The following is a 17,534-nucleotide window of genomic DNA, read 5'->3' on the forward strand; positions in this document are numbered from 1 at the left end:
TTTTCAGGAATCCGTTGTTCGTCTCGCGCACGTGAAATGTCGAGTCGGATGGCGGACGTCAACACCAAGGACACAAGGCTGCGATGAGTCAGTACAGCGCCAGTTCCATTGAGGTCCTCTCCGGCCTCGAACCGGTCCGCAAGCGGCCCGGCATGTATACCGACACTTCTCGGCCCAACCACCTGGCGCAGGAGGTCATCGACAACTCCGTCGATGAGGCGCTGGCGGGGCACGCGAAGGAAATCCGCGTGCGCCTGCTCGAGAATGGCGGTATCGAGGTCGGCGATGACGGTCGTGGCATGCCCACCGACATCCACCCCGAGCATGGCGTGACCGGCATCGAGCTTATCCTCACCAAGCTGCACGCGGGGGGCAAGTTCTCCCAGGACAGCTATCGCTTCTCCGGCGGCCTGCACGGCGTGGGCGTCTCGGTGGTCAATGCGCTGTCGACGCGTCTGGAAGTGGAAGTGTGCCGCGATGGCCTGCGTCAGCGCATCGCCTTCGAGAATGGCGAGAAGGTCGAGGAGCTGACCCGTATCGGCACCGTCGGCAAGCGCAATACCGGCACTCTGGTGCGCTTCTGGCCCGACGAGAACTACTTCGACAGCCCGCGCCTGGCGATGCCGCGTCTGCGCCACCTGCTGCGTGCCAAGGCCGTGCTGTGTCCGGGCCTCAAGGTCGTGCTCATCGAGACCGATGGCAGCGAGACGACCTGGCACTACGAGGATGGCCTGCGCGATTACCTGCTCGGCGCCACCGATGGCTTCGAACGCCTGCCGGAATCGCCCTTCGTCGGCCATTTCGAGGACGAGGAGCACGGGGTCGACTGGGCGATCCAGTGGCTGCCGGAAGGCGGCGAGCTGGTGCAGGAACCCTACGTCAACCTGATCCCCACGCCGCTGGGCGGCACCCACGTCAATGGCCTGCGCTCCGGTCTGCTCGAGGCGCTCAAGGAATTCTGCGACTACCGTAGCCTGCTGCCGCGTGGCGTCAAGCTGAGCGCGGATGACCTGTGGGAGCGCGCCGCCTTCGTGCTGTCGGTGAAGATGCTCGATCCGCAGTTCGCCGGCCAGACCAAGGAGCGCCTATCCTCGCGCAGCGTCGCGGCCTTCGTCTCCGGCGTGGTCAAGGACGCCTTCTCACTGTGGCTCAACCACCATGTCGATCAGGCCGAAGCGCTGGCGGAACTGGTGATCTCGGCGGCCCAGCGCCGCCTGAAGAGTGCCAAGAAGGTCGCGCGCAAGAAGGTCACTTCCGGGCCTGCACTGCCGGGCAAACTCTCGGACTGCTCAAGCTCCGACCCTGCCGAGAGCGAGCTTTTTCTGGTCGAGGGGGACTCCGCCGGCGGCAGCGCCAAGCAGGGGCGCAACCGCGAGACCCAGGCGATCCTGCCGCTGCGCGGCAAGATCCTCAATACCTGGGAAGTCGAGTCGCATGACATCTACTCTTCCCAGGAGGTTCACGACATCGCGGTCGCCATCGGCCTGGACCCGGGCTCGGATGACCTCACCAAGCTGCGCTATCACAAGGTCTGCATCCTGGCGGATGCCGACTCCGATGGTCTGCACATCGCCACGCTGCTGTGCGCGCTATTCGTGCGTCACTTCCCGGCGCTGGTGGATGCCGGGCGCGTCTTCGTCGCCATGCCGCCGCTGTACCGCATCGACCTGGGCAAGGAAGTGCATTATGCCCTGGACGAGAGTGAGAAGGCGCACATCCTCAAGCAGCTCGAAAGCAAGCGTGGCACGCCCAATGTGCAGCGCTTCAAGGGCCTGGGTGAGATGAATCCGCTGCAGCTGCGGGAAACCACCATGGCGCCGGACACCCGCCGTCTGGTGCAGCTGACGCGCAGTATGGATGACGGCACCCACGAGATGCTCGACATGCTGCTGGCCAAGAAGCGCGCCAGCGATCGCAAGAGCTGGCTCGAGGACTACGGCAACATGGCCGATATCGAGGTCTGATCATCGGTCCAGCTTTCACGGCCAGTTGAACTTCGAAAGCAGCTGAACTTCGAAAGCCAGACAAGCTGCGCGACAGCATTCTTTCGGGAGCGCCACAGTCAGACGCTCCCCGGTTTTACGCTCGTAATCAAGGTCAAGCGCCCATGAGCATGGATATCCAGGTCGCGGAGGGTGACGTCGAACGTCTGGCCCTGCGCGACTACACCGAAAAGGCGTACCTCGACTACTCGATGTACGTGATTCTCGACCGCGCCCTGCCGCATGTCGGCGATGGCATGAAGCCGGTGCAGCGCCGCATCGTCTACGCCATGCGCGAACTGTCCCTGACGGCCAACGCCAAGTACAAGAAGTCGGCGCGTACCGTCGGCGACGTGCTGGGCAAGTTCCACCCCCATGGTGACAGCGCCTGTTACGAGGCGATGGTGCTGATGGCGCAGCCGTTCAGCTATCGCTATCCGCTGGTGGATGGCCAAGGCAACTGGGGTAGTCAGGATGACCCCAAGTCCTTCGCGGCGATGCGTTACACCGAATCGCGGCTGTCGAAGTACTCCGAGGTGCTGCTGTCCGAGCTTTCCCAGGGCACCGTCGACTGGGTGCCCAACTTCGATGGCACCATGCGCGAACCCAAGGTGCTGCCGGCGCGTCTGCCCAATGTGCTGCTCAACGGTACTACCGGCATCGCGGTGGGCATGGCGACCGACATCCCGCCGCACAATGTGCATGAAGTCGTGGCCGCCACCCGGCATCTGCTGCGCCATCCGGACGCTGACAGCGATCAGCTGATGGAGCACCTGCCGGCACCGGACTTCCCCACCGAGGCGGAGATCATCACGCCGCGCACCGACCTCGCCAAGATCTACCGCACCGGTCGTGGCAGCGTGAAGATGCGTGCCCGCTACGTGCTGGAAGAGGGCGATATCGTGATCACGGCGCTGCCGTATCAGGTCTCCGGCGCCAAGGTGATCGAGCAGATCGCCGCCCAGATGCAGGCCAAGAAGCTGCCGATGGTCGCGGATCTGCGTGATGAGTCCGATCACGAGAACCCGACGCGCCTGCTGATTCAACCGCGCTCCAATCGTGTCGATATCGAAGGCCTGATGGCGCACCTGTTCGCCACCACCGATCTCGAGAAGAATGCGCGCGTCAACATGAACGTCATCGACCTCAAGGGGCGCCCACGGGTGATGGCGCTGCACGAGATGCTGGCCGAGTGGCTGCGCTATCGTCGTGCCACCGTGCGTCGCCGCCTCGAGCATCGTCTGGCCAAGGTCGAGGACCGTCTGCATATCCTCGAGGGTCTGCTGACGGCTTACCTGAATCTCGACGAGGTCATTCGCATCATCCGCGAGGAGGAGGACCCCAAGGCCAGCCTGATCGAGACCTTCCAGCTCTCCGAGCGTCAGGCCGAGGCGATCCTCGAGCTGCGTCTGCGTCACCTGGCACGTCTTGAAGAGATGAAGCTGCGTGGCGAGCAGGACGAGCTCAAGCGTGAGCGCAAGCACCTCAAGCATCTGCTGGGCAATGACGAGGCACTGACGGACCTGATCGACAGTGAGCTTGAGCAGGCCGCCACTGACTTCGGCGATGCACGTCGCTCACCGCTGGTCGAGCGTGGCGAAGCCAAGGCACTGTCGGAAGTCGAGCTGATGGGCGCCGACCCGATTACCGTCGCGCTGTCCGAGAAGGGCTGGATCCGTGCTGCCAAGGGGCATGATATCGACCCCGAGGGTCTGTCCTACAAGGCCGGCGACCGCTTCCATCTGGCGGCGCGCGGCAAGACCAATCAGCCGCTGGTGCTGCTGGATGACACCGGGCGTGCCTACACCCTGGCCGCCCACAATCTGCCCAGTGCACGCGGACAGGGCGAGCCGATCACTGGGCGCATGAATCCGGCGGCGGGGGCGGCGATGGTCGGGCTGCTGCTCGATGCGCCTTCTGCGCGCTATCTGCTGGCTTCCGATGGCGGCTATGGCTTCGTGACCACGCTCGAGCAGCTGACCGGCAAGAACAAGTCCGGCAAGGCGGCACTGACTCTACCGCGCGGCTGTGCGGTGCTGCCGCCGGTGGCGATTCCCGAAGTGCCTGAGTCAGCGCAGGGCGATGGGGCTGCGCTGGAAGTGGCGGTGGTGTCCAATGAAGGGCGCCTGCTGGTCTTCCCGCTCTCCGAGCTGCCTGAGATGTCCAAGGGCAAGGGCAACAAGATGCTGTCGATCCCGGGCGAACGCGCCGCCAACCGCGAGGAGTTCGTGCGCTCGCTGGTGGTCTTGCCCGCCGGCACGACCCTGGTGGTGCATGCCGGCAAGCGCAAGACTCTGCTCAAGGGGGCGGATCTCGATTATTATCGTGGCGAGCGTGGCCGCCGCGGCAGCAAGCTGCCCAAGGGCTTCCAGAAGGTCGACCGTCTGGCCGTCGATAGTTGAATCCGGGCCAGATGGCCTGGCTTGTTAGCAGAGGTGCGTCGGCATTGACGCCGACATGCCCCGTGGGCGACACCTTGATGATTCATTGCTCAGGAATGATTTTCCAATGACACAACGTATCTTGATCCGTGCCACCGGTACGGCTCGTCCAGGACAGCTGGCAGGGCTTGGTCAGGCGCTGGCGCGCAGCGGCGCACGACTGCTGGACATCAATCAGAGCGTGACCTTCGGGCTGGTGTCGCTGGAAGCGCTGGTGGCTCTCGGTGCGGAGTCCGATCTGGAGGCCGCGCTGGCCGCCGCCGGTGAACAGCTGGGGCTGGATGTGCAGGCCGTGCAGGTCGGTGCTGAGGAATACGCGCGCTGGAGCCATCAGGCGGAGCGCCCGCGCTGGATTCTGACGCTGCTGGCACCACGCCTGCCCGCCGGCATTCTGGCCGAGGTCGGTGGCCTGACAGCCGAATTCGGGATCACCGTCGAGCTGATGCATCGTCTGTCGGGGCGTGAGCCGCTGGATGGCGAGTCACCAGCCGAAGGTGCCTGTGTCGAGTGCTGGCTGCGCCTGCCGGAGAGTGACACCGACATCAACGCCCTGCGCGAGAAGGCGCTGGCGCTGGGCGCGCTGCACGGTGTCGATATCGCGATCCAGGAAGATGATATATGGCGTCGTCATCGCCGCCTGATCTGCTTCGACATGGATTCGACGCTGATTCAGACCGAGGTGATCGACGAGCTGGCGCGTCGTCACGGTGTCGGCGAGGAAGTCTCGGAAGTCACTGAACGGGCCATGCGGGGCGAGCTGGACTTCAAGCAAAGCTTCCGCGAACGCATGAGCAAGCTGGAAGGCCTGGATGAGTCGGTGCTGGCCGATATCGCCGCCAATCTGCCGCTGATGGATGGGGTCGAGCGCCTGATGGCCAACCTCAAGGCGCTGGGCTATCGCACCGCGATCCTGTCCGGCGGCTTCACCTACTTCGCGCGTCATCTTCAGCAGCTGCTGGGCTTCGATGAGATCCACGCCAATGAGCTGGTGATCGTCAATGGCAAGGTCACCGGTGAAGTGCGTGAACCGATCGTCGATGCCGAGCGCAAGGCATTGCTGCTGCGCGAGATCGCCGAGCGTCATGGCCTGCGCATGGAGCAGACCATCGCCGTCGGTGACGGTGCCAATGACCTCAAGATGCTGGCCGAGGCGGGGCTGGGCATCGCCTTCCGTGCCAAGCCGCTGGTGCGTGAACAGGCGCGTCAGTCGATCTCGACCCTGGGTCTGGACGCCGTGCTCTACCTGATGGGCTATCGCCAGCAGGACCTCGAGCACTGATCCGTGATTCAGCCGCTGAACACCCGCGCTGAGTGACAAGCCAGTGTGTGAGTGATACCGCCCTCATCGCCGCCGCGATGGGGCGGTGTCGTCTGGTCGTCAGGTCGCAGAATAGTCCCAAAGCAGCAATGCGCTTTCGGGTGTTGGGGCTAGACTGGAGGTGAAGCGCCGACGACTCGTCGCTCGTCAGTTGACGCCATACTGAAACGCCACTCGCCACGCCGTCAGGAGTTTGCCCATGCCGTCACCCTATGACGATGAACTGCACCTGCTGTGCCTGTTTCCGCACGATGCCGCTCTCAAGGGGTTGAAGATTCGCCACGATGCCAGCCCCGACATGGTGGCCGCCGCCGAGCGTCTGCATGCCAAGGGATTGACCACGCTGCCGGATGGCGGCTATCTGACGTCGGTGGGCCGTGAGGCCGCCGAGCACGCCCATCGTCTCAATGACCTGCTTCACGTCCCGATGGCCATGACGGGCACCTGAGTTCGCCCGTTGGCTTGAATCGCTGATCGCGAGAAGGAAAAACGCCTCGTGGCTTTCGGCCACGGGGCGTTTTCGTATATGGCCTCAGGAGCAGTGAGGTATCCGTGCGCTCAGGCCTTGTGCTTGCGATAGGTCGCCCGGGTGATCTCGACGATCTCCACGCTGACTTCGCGGGCTGCCTCGCAGTGAGGTTTGAGGGCTTCCATCAGGATATCCGCCAGACGTGACTTGTCGTCATCGCTGCGGCCTTCCAGCTGATGGCAGTGCAGATTGACGAAGCCGTGCTTGTGCGCCAGCGGTGCCTGATTGCCGGCCAGACGCCAGTGTCGCCAGCTTTCCGCGCGCACCTTGATGTCGGTTTCCTTGAACAGGCCACTTTGCATGGCAGCGGCATGCAGGTCATCCATGATCGCGTCCATGTCGAGGCTGGGGGCCAGACTGTCGGCATAATCAATGACGAGATGAGGCATGTGATGGGCTCCTTGAGCGTGGCCACGCCTCTCGGGGCGTGTGCCGATGATGAAATTGGCCAGCGATAGTAGCAAATTTTGTGCGGCACGCCGCCTGTTGTTGCCTCACGCTGCCAGTGCGCCAATCACGCACTGGCGATGGTACCCGTCAGGTTGAGCGAAGATGGCTCGCGCTCGTCGTCCGCAGGAGAAGGCGCCGAAGGGGCAGTGGCGGTGGCGTCGACTCCCTGATGTGTCCTGGACACTATGGGCTTGGACAGAGGTGTCTTGGAGCGTCGGCCGGGCACTTCACGTACCAGGCGCGGCATCAGGAAGCCGGGCAGGTGCTCAAGCAGCGCTTCCATCAGGTTGCAGGCCTCGTCATCGCTGACCGCGAAGTGGGCGGCGCCCTGCACCGGATCAAAGGCATGCAGGTAGTAGGGCAGTACGCCGCACTCGAAGAGGCGCTCGGCGAGGGCTGTCTGCACTCCCACGCTGTCATTGACGCCACGCAGGATGACGCCCTGGTTGAGCAGGGTGACGCCGGCGCTCTTGAGGCGAGTCATGGCGGCAGCGACGGCATCATCCAGCTCGTTGGCATGGTTGGTGTGAATGACCAGCACCTTCTGCAGGCGTGTGGTGCCCAGCCAGCCGAGCAGCTCGTCATTGACGCGGTCCGGAATCACCACCGGCAGGCGTGTGTGGATGCGCAGACGCTTGAGATGTGGAATCTCGCCCAGCGACTCCACCAGCCATGCCAGGCGCTTGTCGGGCGAGACCAGCGGGTCGCCGCCGGACAGGATCACCTCGTGGATGCGCTCGTCGGCGCGCAGGTAGTCGAGGATATCCTGCCATTGCGCGCGGCTGGGCTGATGGTCGTCATAGGGGAAGTGACGGCGAAAGCAGTAGCGGCAGTTGATCGCGCAGCCACCGCTGGCCATCAGCAGCACCCGATTGGTGTATTTGTGGATCAGCCCCGGCAGCGGTGTATGTTCGGCCTCTTCCAGCGGATCGGTGACGTAGCCGTCGAGCACGTCGGTCTCGGCGTCCAGCGGCAGCACTTGGCGCAGCAGCGGGTCGTCGGGGTCATTGGCGCGGATGCGGCTGGCATAGGCCTCGGGCACGCGGATCGAGAATAGCTCATGGCCGTCGCGAGCGCCCGGCAGCCACTCGCGCTCCAGCCCCAGGCGCTCCAGCAGAGCCTGTGGAGAGCGGATCACGTCGCGTAGCTGTGCACGCCAGTCATTCGGGGCAGACGGGGGTTCAGCGGCAGTCGAGAAGGCCTCTGAGGCACGACTTTCGTGGCTGTTGTGCGGGATGGTATGCAAGGATGCAGGGGTTCGGGTTATCATGCGCATCACTTCTAGTCATGATTGCAGCCGATTGACTGCAATCTGGAATTCATGGCGGGCAAGACCCGTTAACGAGTCGAGAGCGAGCAAGATGGCCAACTATTCTACCAACGAATTCAAGTCCGGTCTGAAAGTGATGCTGGACAATGATCCCTGTGCCATCGTCGATAACGAACTGGTCAAGCCGGGCAAGGGGCAGGCCTTCAACCGCGTCAAGCTGCGCAACCTGAAGACCGGTCGTGTATGGGAGCGTACTTTCAAGTCCGGCGAGAGCATCGAAGCCGCCGATGTCATGGAAGTCGACATGGAATACCTCTACACCGACGGTGAGATGTGGCACTTCATGCGTACCGATGGCTCCTTCGAGCAGTACGCCGTCGATGGCAAGGCGCTGGGCGACAACGTCAAGTGGCTGAAGGAGCAGGTCGTCTACACCATCACGCTGTGGAACGACAACGCGATTGCCGTGACGCCGCCGAACTTCATCGAACTGGAAGTCGTCGAGACGGACCCTGGCCTCAAGGGGGATACCGCCAATGGTGGCTCCAAGCCGGCGACCCTGTCTTCCGGTGCCGTAGTGCGTGTGCCGCTGTTCATCAACCAGGGCGAAGTCCTCAAGGTTGATACCCGCAGCGCCGAGTACGTGTCTCGCGCCTGAGTCCTTTCGCTCACGTCGTGAACACCCTGATGCCTCGCCTCGTGCGGGGCATCATCGTTTGTGCTGCTCATCCGTGCTCCTCATTCGTGCTCCTCATTCGTGCTGGTCAGTCGTGCAGGGTGATCGTGTCGATCAGCCCTCGCGGTTGGCCAACGTTTCCCGCTGATACCTCCCTTGAGCTTCCCATGTCTGATGCCGATTCTTCCGCCGCTGCTTCACCTCTTTCAGCCGCTGTCCTGGTAGAGGACTGGGCGCCCACTGTCACGCGCGAGCGACTCGTCCAGCGTGCGCGTCTGATCAGCGAGGTGCGCACCTTCTTCGCCGAGCGTGGAGTGCTGGAGGTGGAAACGCCGGTGCTGGGGCGGGCCGGTTCGACGGATGTCGGTCTCGCGTCATTGTCCTTGGCCGCGCAGCTGCCGGGTGAGCGTGAGCGCGTGCCGCTGTGGCTGCAGACCTCGCCGGAATTTCACATGAAGCGCCTGCTGGCGGCCGGTAGTGGACCGATCTTCCAGATCGCGCGTGCCTTCCGTGATGGCGAGGTCAGCCGTCGCCATAATCCCGAGTTCTGCATGCTGGAGTGGTACCGCCCCGGCATGAATCTTGAGGCGCTGATGACGGAGACTTGCGAGCTGATCCGGCGCGTGATGACGCTCGGGGCACAGCTGACCGGCCAGCCGTCGCTGCTCAGTGAGTCTCAGGATGCCCAGGCCAGGCCTGCTATCACGCCTTACCGTGCACTGTTTCGCCGTGTGCTGTCGCTGGACCCCTTCACGGCCACGCTCGAGGAGCTGCGAGCCGCCTGTGCGCGCGAATGTGAGGTCGCGGCTGATGACTGGTCGCATGAGACCTGCCTGGATGCGCTGATGAGCCTGGTGATCGAGCCGACTCTTGGCTCAGGGTCACAGGGCGCAGAAGCGCAGGGACAAGCTATCGTGGAGCTGGTCACCGAGTATCCGGCTGCGCAGGCTGCCTTGGCGCGCAAGCACCAGGACAGTGAGGGTGATTGGGTGGCATCGCGCTTCGAGGCCTACGTGGCGGGCATCGAGCTGGCCAACGGCTATGACGAGCTGACTGATGCCAGTGAGCAGGCGGTGCGCTTTGCCGAAGACAATGCCGCGCGAATTGCCCAGGGGCTGCCTGAGGTAGCGGCGGACCAGCGCCTGTTGGCGGCCCTGCAGGCGGGAATGCCCACGGGGAGCGGGGTGGCGTTGGGGCTGGATCGTCTGATCATGCTGGCGCTGGGAGAGCGCGATATCTCGGCGGTCATCGCTTTCCCGGCATCACGTGCTTGAGAGCCGACATGAGAGGCAGCTTTCGATGTGAATTGCGTGAATCCCAGCGTTTATTGCCAACACGCTTGCCGAGCGTGCGTCGACTAGACTGGAGAGGTCAGCGTGGAGGGTTGGCGCTTGCCGGCGAAGCCCGCAGGCAAGGTGATGGCAGGACCAGGGCAATGGTCGCAGCGGGTCTTCTTTTATCGGGCATGGTGAAAGAAGGCGACAGATGATGACTCGAACCCTCGGAGCCTTCGAGGCATCATCCGGCAGTCGCGTCGTGAGAGCGTGACGCCCGTCATGGAGGACTCTGATCTGTTTGGGCACTGAAGGTAGTGATCACCCCGATGGCAGCGTTCATCGCGGGGCAAGGCAAGAAGGCGAGGAGCGCGGTCAGGCTCCTGTCGTTAAAAAGGGAAGCCAGGGGCTTCCCTTTTTTTATGCTCGGGTTTCATGTGCAGGCTTTATGCGCGAGTGTCGTGCTCGCGCTGCGCCAGGCCTGACCTTATTTCTCGTCTGTGGTCGGCGTGCCCTGCGCCGTCTCTGCCGCATGCGCTTCTGACTCGGCTGGTGCTGTCGCAGACGGACGCATGCCGAGTGACTGTCCCATGCTGACCTTCTGGCCCGGCGTCAGGGCGTCATCGAACTCGACGCTGTCCGGGAAGCACATCACTACGGTGGAACCGAGCTGGAAGCGACCCATCTCGGCGCCGCGCGCCAGCTCGATGAGTTGATCGAAACGGGTCGTCTCGACATCACCGGAAAGCGGCGTGATCTGACCACTCCAGACGGTCTTGATCGCCGCGACGATCATCGCGCCCACCAGCACCATGGCCATCGGGCCATGCTCGGTCTCGAAGATGCAGACCAGGCGTTCGTTGCGCGCGAAGAGGCCCGGTACGTGCTTGGCAGTGGCTTCGTTGACCGAGAACAGGCGCCCCGGAACGTAGGCCATCTCGATCAGACGCCCGGCCACCGGCATATGAACGCGATGGTAGTCCTTCGGTGACAGGTAGACGGTGGCGAAGCGACCGTTGCGGAAGGGCGCGGCACGCGCTTCACTGCCACCCAGCAGCTGGGTCAGCGAGAACGCCTGACCCTTGGCCTGTACCAGGGTGCCGTGGTCGATGTTGCCGAACTGGGACAGTACGCCATCGGCCGGTGACACCAGGCCTTCACCGATGGGGCGGGCGTCCGCCTTGAGGGCACGGGTGAAGAAGTCATTGAAGCAGGCGTAGGCACGCGGATTCTCCTCGAGCGCCTCGTTCATGTTGACGCCGTAGGCCTTGATGAAACGCTCGATGAAGGTGTTCTTGACCCACGGATTGGTGCAGGCGGCGACACGGCCGATGAGGCGTGAGATCAGGTGCTGGGGCAGTGGGTACTGGCTCAGGGAAAACAGCTTGGCGCGATCCACGATGGCGATCCTTGCAGGCTCTTTCAGGAATGAAAAGCCCGCTCCTCGAGAGGGCGGGCGTTGGCCGGCTCAAGCGGCGGCCAGCAGTTGGGCTGCACCTTAGCCCATCGTCAATAACGGCTCAAGCCTGCGGATCGCCGCAGTCGTGGGCCTGGCGACAGTTGCTAGGCAGGCCATGCGCGTCATCTCGACATGGCCTGCCCTGGCGTGCTGGCGATCGAAAGGGGCATTCCAGTCTGCGATCGAGCGCCTTCAGCGCTCGATGGGCGTATCGTCACGGTTGCCCCATTCCTTCCAGGAGCCCGGATAGGCGCGCACATCGCTGAAGCCAAGCGCCTGACCCACCAGCCAGGTCAGGCCGGAGCGGTGATGGCTCTGGCAGTGTGTCACGATGTGCTGTTCGGGGTTGAGGCCGCGAGCGCCCAGTTCGGTCATCAGCTCCGCATAGTCGCGGATGCGCAGGTTGCGCTCACGGTCCATGGCCTCGGTCCACTCGAAATGCACGGCGCCCGGAATATGGCCGAGGCGGGCGTTCTGGCCCTTCTCGCCGCGATATTCCTCCGCCGAGCGTGCATCCCAGATCACGACGCTGTTCTGCGGATCCTCGGCCGCCAGCCGATCGAGAATGTCCTCCCGCGTCGCCATCACGCTGGCGTCCATGTAGGCGGCGTGATACTCGCTGGGACTCCAGTCGCTGGTGGCGTCACTCAGCGGCAGGCCATCGCCTTGCCATGCGTGCAGGCCACCATTGAGGTAGCTGTAACGGGTATGGCCGAGCAGCGCCAGGGTCCACAGCAGGCGTCCGGCCCAGCCGCCTCCTTCATCGTCATAGGCCACCACATGGCTGTCACGGGTGATGCCAAGGGCTGACATCACCTCAGACAGCGCCTCGGGGCTCGGCACGCCGGGAATGTCATCGTCATTGCTGCCGACCAGCTGCTTGAAGTCGAGCAGGCGAGCGCCGGGCACGTGACGCGCATGGCTCTCGGCTTTCAGCGGCACATCGACGATCACGATATCAGGATGGTCGAGCATTTCCGCGAGCTGCTGCGGTTCGACGATCAAGGGCAGCAGGTCGGCTTCCGAGGGGGAAGGATGTGAAGAATCGTGAGACATGGCGTAATCCTTGCTTCTACGAAGAGAGTGGTCCTTCCGGCATCATGGCACGTCGGCTGGCGCTGTGGTCAAGTCACTGTGATCAAGAGATGCAATCAAGTGACTGCGGCGAGGCGAAGTGTCACCGCGCCAGATTCCTTGCCATCTTGTCCCCTGAAACGACATGTTTTCAGTATAATGCCGCGCGTCACATTCTGGGGCGAACGTGTGAAAGCCCAGTGCGCGCCACGACCTGACCTCCTGGACAGCCTTCCGGATTCCGGCCAGTTTCAAGGGCGGGGTTCTGGTCAGCTGGCGAGACCAGCCAGTAGCCCCAGCCGCCAGTAGATCCAGTCGGTCTTGTCGAGAGAAGCGCGTGTTTCAGCCCAGCGCCCTGTGGCGAATGCAACATTGGCCCTCGAGGCATCCTCTTCGCGGCCTCAGGCAATACACTGTCTGTCACCAGTGGCGCTGCTGCACTTTTCGGGTGCGGCGCTGGCGCTCAATGTGTGTCATTTTGGTGCAGCGTGTCGGCGCCCCGTCGATGCTGAGCTGCTACTCAAATCGCTTCATCCTGAACGGGAGTCATCATCTTGCTCGAGCGCCTATTCTCACTGCGTGCCGAAGGCACCACGACGCGCACGGAAGTGCTGGCGGGCATCGCCACCTTCATGGCGTCGATGTACATCATCGTGGTCAATCCCGGCATCCTGTCAGCCGCCGGCGTGCCATTCAGTGCGGCCCTCACGGCGACCGTGCTGGTCAGCTTCTTCGGCAGCCTGATGATGGGCCTGTACGCGCGCAACCCGATCCTGGTCGCGCCGGGCATGGGCATCAATGCCCTGTTCGCCTACACCATGGTGCTGGGCGGCGGCATGAGCTGGGAGGTCGCGCTGGGCTGCGTCTTCTGGGCCGGTGTCATCTTCGCGGTACTGGCCATGTTCAACGTTCGCCGCCTGGTGATCGATGCGATTCCCGCTCAGCTCCGCTACGCCATCGCCTGTGGTATCGGCCTGTTCATCACCTTGATCGGCCTGGTGAATGCCAAGCTGATCGTCTCCAACCCGGTCACCGTGGTCAGTGTCGCGCCGATGACGCCCTCGCTGGTGGTCTTCCTGCTGGGGCTGGCGCTGACCGCCATCCTGGTCGCGAAGCGCATTCACGGCGCACTGATCATCGGCATCATCGTCACGACCCTGATGGCGACCACCATCGGGCGTCTGTGGGGGGATGGCAGCGCCTACTTCCCGCCGGAGATCGCCCAACCGACGCTGGTCAACTTCACCGGTATCTTCGCTGCGCCTGATTTCAGCGGCCTGCTGGCGCTGGACCTGCTCGGTTCGCTCAAGGTGGCCTATGCGCCGTTCATCTTCGTCATCCTGTTCACGGTGTTCTTCGATGCGCTCTCGACCTTCATGGCGGTGGCCGAGGCGGGCAACCTGAAGGACGAGAATGGTGACCCGCGCAATATCCGACGCTCGATGATGGTCGATGCCTTCTCGGCGCTGGTGTCCGCGCCACTCGGCACCAGTCCGGCGAACGCCTACATTGAATCTGCGGCCGGTATCAGTCAGGGCGGACGCACCGGGCTGGTCGCGGTGGTGGTGGCGCTCTGCTTCCTGCCGTTCCTGTTCCTGGCGCCGCTGCTGTCGCTGGTGCCGTCCATCGCGACTGCCCCGGCGCTGATCCTGGTCGGCGTGTTCATGATGGAGCCGATCGGCAAGATCCACTGGCACCAGTTCGATGATGCGATCCCGGCCTTCATCGCCATGGTGATGATTCCGCTGACCTACTCCATCACCCACGGTATCGTGTACGGTTTCCTGAGCTTCGTGGTCATTAAGCTCGGTGTCGGCAAGGCGCGCGAGATTCGCCCGACCATGTGGGTGCTGTTCGCGCTGTCACTGCTGCTGTTGCTGGAAGGCTAGGCTTCGAAAGCGGCAGTGATATGTCTCGAGGCTGTGATGTATCTCGATAGTTTCGAGCATGAAAAAGCCCCGTCAGGCAGTGACTGCCTGGCGGGGCTTTTTTGACGACTTCTGGATCGCGCCTGATCAGCTCTCGGTCAGCGAGAGCAGAATCTTCTTGTAGCTCTCGAAGCGCACGCGGCCGATCTCACCATTGTCCACGGCCTGCAGCAGGGCGCAGCCCGGTTCCTTCTCGTGCTTGCAGTCGCGGAAGCGGCAATAGCCGAGATAATCGTGGAACTCGCGGAAGCCGTCGGTGACCTGCTCGGGAGTCAGGTGCACCAGGCCGAATTCACGGATACCGGGCGAGTCGATCAGGTCACCGCCATCCGGCATGTGATAGAGCCAGGCGGTGGTGGTGGTGTGCGTGCCCTGGCGTGATTCGGTCGACAGCGGGCCGACGCGAACCTCTTCCCTGGGCAGCAGCATGCCGATCAGGGACGACTTGCCGACGCCACTCTGGCCGACGAAGACTGAGGTGCGGTCGCTGAGCTGGGCCTTGAGGGCATCGAGCCCCGATTCGCCACGCGTGGTACAGGCGACGACTTCGTAGCCGAGTGCCTCATAGCGCGCCAGCAGGTCGCGCAGCTCACCGCCGCTTTCCGGCAGCAGGTCGACCTTGTTGAGCACCAGCACCGGCGTGATGCCGGTGGCTTCCGCGGCGATCAGATAGCGATCGATCAGGTTGGGCTGCGGGGCGGGTTCGGCGGCGAACACGATCAGGATCTGGTCGATGTTGGCCGCCACCGGCTTGAGCACGCCACGCATGTCGGGGCGTTCAAGCTCGGTGGTGCGTGCGCCACGCGCGACGACGACGCCGCTGGCATCGCTGGCCTCGCGCCAGATGACCCGGTCTCCGGTGACCAACGTCTCGAGGTTGGCGCGCAGGTGGCAGCGATGCAGGCTGCCGGATTCGCTCTCGACTTCCAGGCTGCGCCCGTAGTGGGCGATGACACGGCCATGCTGCTCCGGGCCATATTCGCCGGCGTCGAGCTTGTCGCGGTCCTGCGTCTCGCGCTTTTCGGCGCGCTTGGTACGCTCGGCCTGCACCTTCTCGATTCGCCATTGCTGCTGGCGGCTTAGCTTGCGTTTACTCATGCTTGGCTGGTGACTCCGGTCGCCGTTCGTTCGCCAGGGATGGGAGAGTCTTCCCCCGTCTGCGGCGCGATTGTACCCTTTGCGCCCTCGGGTGTCGTGCGACGCCCCGGGATGGCGTGTGATACTGCGGCCACTGGCTGGCGTCTTGCGCCATTCCATCCTCAGTTCAGCAAGGAGTGACCCATGGCAAACCCCACCGAGCAGGCCGACCGCCTCATCTGGATCGACCTGGAAATGACCGGTCTCGACCCGGCGCATGAGCGCATCATCGAGGTGGCCACGCTGGTCACCGACGGCGACCTCAACCTGATCGCCGAAGGCCCGGTGCTGGCCGTGCATCAGCCGGACAGCCTGCTGGAGGCGATGGATGAGTGGAATACGCGCACCCATGGTGAATCCGGGCTGGTGAAGCGCGTCAAGGAAAGTCAGGTGGATACCGCCGAAGCCGAACGCCAGACTCTCGAGTTCCTGGCCCGGCACGTGGCGGCAGGCGCCTCGCCGATGTGTGGCAACAGCGTGCATCAGGACCGCCGCTTCCTGCAGCACGAGATGCCGCTGCTGGAAGCATTCTTCCACTACCGCAACATCGATGTCTCGACCCTGAAAGAGCTGGCCAAGCGCTGGAATCCGGCCGCGCTCGACGGCTTCAAGAAGCGTGCGACTCACCAGGCGATGGACGATATCCGCGAATCCCTGGCGGAGCTTGCGCATTACCGCAAGACCTTCCTCAAGCTGACCCAGCAGGGCATCGTCTGAACATCGTGCCTCAACTGAAAGCGATAGCGCTGGAGGCAACGCCTCTCACAGCGCGGTGGCCAGGCGGGCGCCGCGCTTGATGGCCTGCTCCTTCAGCGCCCAGCGCACATGCTCGCGCAGTGGCTCGCTGGGGTAGGCCAGACGGGCGCGCAGCACATGCTCGACCTGCTCCGACCAGGGCGCGTTGCCCAGCCCGATGGCGATGTTGGAGAGCCACTTCTCGTAGCCGATGCGTCGGATCGGGCTGCCTTCCGTCTTGCTGAGGAATTCCTGCTTCCCCCAGCAGAACAGGCGGATCAGCTCGATGCGATCCAGATCATGACGCGGCGAGAAGTCAGTCTCCTGAGTCGCCTTGGCGAAGCGTGTGAAGGGGCAGAACAGCTGACAGTCATCGCAGCCGTAGATGCGGTTGCCCATCGGGCGGCGGAATTCCTCGGGGATGGCGCCATCGAGCTCGATGGTCAGGTAGGAGATGCAGCGCCGCGCATCGACGACCTTGTCCTCGATGATGGCATCCGTCGGGCAGGCGACCTTGCAGGCGTTGCAGCTGCCGCAGTGTTCCTTTTCAAAAGGGGCATCCACCGGCAGGAGCAGGTCGGTGTAGAGTTCGCCCAGGAAGAACAGGCAGCCGGCCTGCTGATTCATCAGCATGGCGTTCTTGCCGAACCAGCCGATGCCGGCCTTCTGTGCCAGGGCGCGCTCCATCACCGGCGCGGAGTCGACGAAGGCGCGATAGCCGAACTTGCCGACTTCCTTCTCGATCTGCTTGGCCAGATTGGCCAGTCGCTTGCGCATCAGCTTGTGGTAATCACGCCCCAGCGCGTAGCGTGACACATAGGCGCGCTCGGGTTGGCTGAGTACCTGAGTGGTCTCGACCTCAGGCGGCAGGTAATCGAGGCGCACGCTGATCACGCGCAGTGTCCCGGGCACCAGCTCCTCAGGGCGAGTGCGCTTGGTGCCGTGCTTGGCCATGAAGTTCATCTCGCCGTGATGGCCGTTGGCCAGCCAGCGCTCCAGATAGGCCTCGTGGGCCGAGAGGTCGACATCGGTGATGCCGACCTGCTGAAAACCCAGCTCGCGCCCCCATGTCTTGATGCGCGTCGCCAGCTCCGCCATGGCCTGTTCATCGGCGGCGGGGCTCCCTGTGTCGTCAGGTGTTACGGCAGCAGTGGAGGAGTGCGGAGCAGACATGGGGTTTCCAGCGAGATCGAGGGCAGAGGCGCGCCACCTTAGCGCAACTTGCCGGTCAGCCCAAGCGTGCTGCCTGTCGGGGCGTGCA

General features: G+C 63.6%; 14 protein-coding genes. 8 read left to right on the forward strand and 6 right to left on the reverse strand.

What is annotated here, in order from left to right; genetic code table 11:
- Positions 1-83: 83 nt before the first annotated feature.
- The 4 genes from parE (at position 84) to FLM52_05715 (ending at position 6,189) form a co-directional block, all read left to right on the forward strand.
- Positions 84-1,964: a DNA topoisomerase IV subunit B gene (gene parE / locus FLM52_05700; GenBank protein NVN55287.1), complete on the forward strand. Its 1,881-nt coding sequence runs from the start codon at positions 84-86 to the stop codon at positions 1,962-1,964.
- Between the two features lie 143 nt (positions 1,965-2,107).
- Positions 2,108-4,384, forward strand: a complete 2,277-nt coding sequence (parC, locus tag FLM52_05705; protein ID NVN55288.1) for a DNA topoisomerase IV subunit A — start codon at positions 2,108-2,110, stop codon at positions 4,382-4,384.
- A 106-nt stretch (positions 4,385-4,490) separates the two neighbouring features.
- On the forward strand, positions 4,491-5,702 hold the full coding sequence (serB, locus tag FLM52_05710) for a phosphoserine phosphatase SerB (protein NVN55289.1): 1,212 nt from the start codon (positions 4,491-4,493) through the stop codon (positions 5,700-5,702).
- Positions 5,703-5,940: 238 nt separating this feature from the next.
- Positions 5,941-6,189 (forward strand): TIGR02647 family protein, encoded by a 249-nt coding sequence (locus tag FLM52_05715; protein NVN55290.1) that lies wholly within the window; start codon positions 5,941-5,943, stop codon positions 6,187-6,189.
- A gap of 110 nt (positions 6,190-6,299) precedes the next feature.
- Here the strand turns inward: FLM52_05715 and FLM52_05720 are convergent, their stop codons facing one another.
- Positions 6,300-6,659, reverse strand: coding sequence for a 5-carboxymethyl-2-hydroxymuconate Delta-isomerase (locus FLM52_05720; protein ID NVN55291.1), 360 nt, complete (start codon positions 6,657-6,659; stop codon positions 6,300-6,302).
- A 125-nt stretch (positions 6,660-6,784) separates the two neighbouring features.
- On the reverse strand, positions 6,785-7,990 hold the full coding sequence (epmB, locus tag FLM52_05725) for an EF-P beta-lysylation protein EpmB (protein NVN55292.1): 1,206 nt from the start codon (positions 7,988-7,990) through the stop codon (positions 6,785-6,787).
- 91 nt (positions 7,991-8,081) lie between these two features.
- On the opposite strand from epmB, the gene efp reads away from it, so the two are divergent.
- Both efp and genX read left to right on the forward strand, forming a co-directional pair.
- Positions 8,082-8,648, forward strand: coding sequence for an elongation factor P (gene efp, locus FLM52_05730; protein ID NVN55293.1), 567 nt, complete (start codon positions 8,082-8,084; stop codon positions 8,646-8,648).
- A gap of 236 nt (positions 8,649-8,884) precedes the next feature.
- Positions 8,885-9,940, forward strand: coding sequence for an EF-P lysine aminoacylase GenX (gene genX, locus FLM52_05735; protein NVN55294.1), 1,056 nt, complete (start codon positions 8,885-8,887; stop codon positions 9,938-9,940).
- Between the two features lie 487 nt (positions 9,941-10,427).
- On the opposite strand, the gene psd is transcribed toward genX, so the two are convergent.
- Together psd and FLM52_05745 are read right to left on the reverse strand one after the other, a co-directional pair.
- Complete coding sequence (gene psd / locus FLM52_05740; GenBank protein NVN55295.1) at positions 10,428-11,339, reverse strand: phosphatidylserine decarboxylase; 912 nt, start codon at positions 11,337-11,339, stop codon at positions 10,428-10,430.
- 252 nt (positions 11,340-11,591) lie between these two features.
- On the reverse strand, positions 11,592-12,455 hold the full coding sequence (locus FLM52_05745; GenBank protein NVN55296.1) for a sulfurtransferase: 864 nt from the start codon (positions 12,453-12,455) through the stop codon (positions 11,592-11,594).
- 572 nt (positions 12,456-13,027) lie between these two features.
- On the opposite strand from FLM52_05745, the gene FLM52_05750 reads away from it, so the two are divergent.
- Positions 13,028-14,362, forward strand: coding sequence for an NCS2 family permease (locus FLM52_05750; protein NVN55297.1), 1,335 nt, complete (start codon positions 13,028-13,030; stop codon positions 14,360-14,362).
- 126 nt (positions 14,363-14,488) lie between these two features.
- On the opposite strand, the gene rsgA is transcribed toward FLM52_05750, so the two are convergent.
- Positions 14,489-15,499 (reverse strand): small ribosomal subunit biogenesis GTPase RsgA, encoded by a 1,011-nt coding sequence (gene rsgA, locus FLM52_05755; protein ID NVN55298.1) that lies wholly within the window; start codon positions 15,497-15,499, stop codon positions 14,489-14,491.
- A gap of 183 nt (positions 15,500-15,682) precedes the next feature.
- On the opposite strand from rsgA, the gene FLM52_05760 reads away from it, so the two are divergent.
- Positions 15,683-16,255, forward strand: a complete 573-nt coding sequence (locus tag FLM52_05760; protein NVN55299.1) for an oligoribonuclease — start codon at positions 15,683-15,685, stop codon at positions 16,253-16,255.
- A 45-nt stretch (positions 16,256-16,300) separates the two neighbouring features.
- On the opposite strand, the gene queG is transcribed toward FLM52_05760, so the two are convergent.
- Positions 16,301-17,446: a tRNA epoxyqueuosine(34) reductase QueG gene (queG, locus tag FLM52_05765; GenBank protein NVN55300.1), complete on the reverse strand. Its 1,146-nt coding sequence runs from the start codon at positions 17,444-17,446 to the stop codon at positions 16,301-16,303.
- Between the last annotated feature and the right edge of the window lie 88 nt (positions 17,447-17,534).

Source organism: bacterium Scap17 (assembly GCA_013376735.1).
Taxonomy (GTDB): Bacteria; Pseudomonadota; Gammaproteobacteria; order Pseudomonadales; family Halomonadaceae; genus Cobetia.